The organism is Phormidium pseudopriestleyi FRX01 (assembly GCF_017313335.1).
GTDB classification, from domain to species: Bacteria; Cyanobacteriota; Cyanobacteriia; order Cyanobacteriales; family Laspinemataceae; genus Laspinema; species Laspinema pseudopriestleyi.
In genome coordinates this window covers 1-2,538 of the sequence record NZ_JAFLQW010000593.1, presented here as the reverse complement: position 1 = coordinate 2,538, position 2,538 = coordinate 1, and the positions used below count along the sequence as shown (strand labels likewise).

Here is a 2,538-nt window from a genome sequence, read left to right as displayed (position 1 = left end):
TTGACAGCGGAACAGTTGGAATACCAATGCACCGATGGCGGCTGTATTTGTCACCGAACCGTCACCGAATTGCTGTTAACGTCCCAACAGTCCCCCGACTCTTGGATGCAGGATGTCATCCACTTGAGTGGGTTGGCACCGGAGGAACTAGAGGTCCTAGTGCAACAAGCGCCTTTTACCACAGTCCACCGTTCGATTCGCGATGATTTGAAGCAACTGGCGGAACTCGGCTGGTTGGAGTCTGTATCCCGAGGGAAATATCAATGTATCTCGGCGGAAGGGTTGCCGAGTCTGCCTGCTTTACAACGGGCGATCGCCCCGCAAGCTGATGCAGCTTTGTTACCCCTATCCCAAGTGCGAGAATTGTTACCGTTACTGGAAGATATTTCCTTCATTCAGCCCAATTTAGAAGTGCTCATCCAATCTTTATGGGAACAAATCGCCTCCGATGCAAACCCAGCAGAACCGCTCCACAACCGAGCACAACGGCGCATTTTTATCCACCTGGATTACATCCTATCTCCCGAAGTGCAAGAACAGGTAGACACCTATCAAGACCAACTGGAACAACTGTGGCGCACTTCCTCTTCGGGAGTGGTACAGTTTGAGTATGAGTTGGCCCAAGGCGGAATCGTCCGATTCACGACTTATCCCGTCTGCTTACATTATGTGCGTCGAGCTAAGTATCTCAGCGCTTGGGGAGAAACACCCGAGGGGGAGATGGGTTGGCACAATTATCGCTTAGATCGAATCACTTCCCCCCAACTCACGGTGTTAGCTTGGGGTGACCCCCAGGTGCCCAAGGTGTTGCGGGAGATGCGGCGGCAGGGTGATTTACCCACTTCCGAAGAGGTGGAGGCGGAGTTAGAGGGAGCTTGGGGGTTTAATTTTTATTTGCCACGTAAGTTGCTATTGTTGCGCTTTCCCCGGGATTTTGCTCATCGCTATGTGGAGGGGACGGTGCGTCATGGGACGTTTGAGCCGGTGGAGTATGACTCTATAGGGGAGTTAGTGAGGCGGCAGGTGCAGGATGAGGGCGATCGCGCTGCCGCATTAGAAGTGTTAGCCAACCGCAGTCAGGCGGATGCCTATTATCGAGCTTGGATTCGAGAGGGAGATATTAATGTGCGAATGCGTTTACGGTCTTGGCGACCGAATGGGGAGGTGATTTTACCCCAGTCTCTCCGTCGTCAGATGGCGGAGGAGGCAAGGCGAGAACTCTCTCATTATGGTTCCCTAATTTAGGATTTTGGTGCAACAGGAGAGGGGATAGCGGGATGAAAGGTGTTGGTAAGGGGGTCCAGGAACTTGAAGCCCTGAAATGAACACAATTCCTGTTGAGGAGGACAGGGCATTGCTAAGTTTTTAAACTTTTTTCTGACCATCCTTTACTCCTCATCTCCTATAATTTCATCGTATTGATGATTATCGTTTTGTTCCCACTGCCTCATGGCGAGTAAAATATCGTTTAATGACATTTTTTCCAACCATTGATGGCGGTCTTGGGTATAGTCACCCTGACCCGGGCTAAAGTATTGAATAAACCGAATTGTATCGACGACTCCTAATGAATCTATTAAGGCTTGATATCCTTTTTTGATAATATCTTTCTGAGTGTTAGTCATGGGTTTACTCGGGTTGTTGCATAATGTTCAGTAGCCATTGAACAGGATTGTCAACGGGTATATGGATTAACTGACTTTTTCTTTTGGCTGTCTTGATGAGCCGGTCATCGGTGGATAAAAATATATCGGCATGACTGCGTTCTGCACTGGCAAGGTGAGTGGCATCATAGCCTGAAAAGCCTAACTTGACGAATTCTATGGAACGGTTTTCTATGGATTGGCTGGCGATCGCCTACCGCCCCCAGTACAACACGCGCCATTCTTTTGCTACTTTTTGCCTTACTAAAGGTGAAAGCCCCGCCAAAGTTGCTCAATGGATCGGGGATAGCGTACCCACCCTGATGCGCTATTATTTCTAGCTTATTTCTAGCCATTTTCTAGCTAATCCTCAAACCCTTTACTGGGAAGCGTTTCAGCCAAAAAGCAACCCCCCGAGTGACTAAAGCCACTCGGGGGGTTGCTAGAGGCTGAAAGCCTTGTGGAGAATGAATGCCAGGAACGAGACTTGAACTCGTGACACGAGGATTTTCAGTCCTCTGCTCTACCAACTGAGCTATCCCGGCTGGTTTTTTCATGCTTAACTAACATAGCAAACATTTTGGTGGTTGGCAAGCGTTTTTTGAAAAATTTTTTTGGACGTAATAGCCGTTGCTACAATTGATATTACGTCCAAGCTTGATTAGATAGGGCGCAGACGAGTGACTTTGACGTTAAATGAGCCGGTTCCTCCTTCGCCAAAGGATCGGACTCGGACGATATAATTTCCGCCTTCGGTGATGCGGGCAAAGAGGAGGGAGTTGGTGGTCCCATCAGGGCCATCGTCATTCTCTGCCATCGTCATGCCATTGGGTCCGATGAGGGTCACAATGGTGTCAAAGCTATCGGAAAGCAGGTCGATGACGATTTGATCTCC

At 49.1% G+C, this 2,538-nt stretch carries 4 protein-coding genes and 1 tRNA gene; 2 read left to right on the top strand and 3 right to left on the bottom strand.

The window, feature by feature from the left end:
• On the top strand, positions 1-1,245 hold a 1,245-nt coding region (locus J0895_RS22680; RefSeq protein WP_207090262.1), incomplete at its 5' end, for a TIGR03985 family CRISPR-associated protein.
• A 143-nt stretch (positions 1,246-1,388) separates the two neighbouring features.
• Here the strand turns inward: J0895_RS22680 and J0895_RS22675 are convergent.
• A complete protein-coding gene (locus J0895_RS22675) occupies positions 1,389-1,625 on the bottom strand; it encodes a hypothetical protein (RefSeq protein WP_207090261.1) in 237 nt (78 codons plus the stop codon).
• Positions 1,626-1,822: 197 nt separating this feature from the next.
• On the opposite strand from J0895_RS22675, the gene J0895_RS22670 reads away from it, so the two are divergent.
• Positions 1,823-1,984 (top strand): site-specific integrase, encoded by a 162-nt coding sequence (locus J0895_RS22670; protein ID WP_207090260.1) that lies wholly within the window; start codon positions 1,823-1,825, stop codon positions 1,982-1,984.
• Between the two features lie 131 nt (positions 1,985-2,115).
• Here the strand turns inward: J0895_RS22670 and J0895_RS22665 are convergent.
• Together J0895_RS22665 and J0895_RS22660 are read right to left on the bottom strand one after the other, a co-directional pair.
• Positions 2,116-2,188: transfer RNA gene (locus tag J0895_RS22665), tRNA-Phe, on the bottom strand.
• A gap of 116 nt (positions 2,189-2,304) precedes the next feature.
• A partial coding sequence (locus J0895_RS22660) for a PPC domain-containing protein (protein WP_207090259.1) occupies positions 2,305-2,538 on the bottom strand: 234 nt, incomplete at its 5' end.

Bases quoted from the DNA above. Each gene is read 5' to 3' on its own strand.
- J0895_RS22675 (WP_207090261.1), bottom strand. From the start codon at position 1,625: ATGACTAACACTCAGAAAGATATTATCAAAAAAGGATATCAAGCCTTA.
- J0895_RS22670 (WP_207090260.1), top strand. From the start codon at position 1,823: ATGGAACGGTTTTCTATGGATTGGCTGGCGATCGCCTACCGCCCCCAG.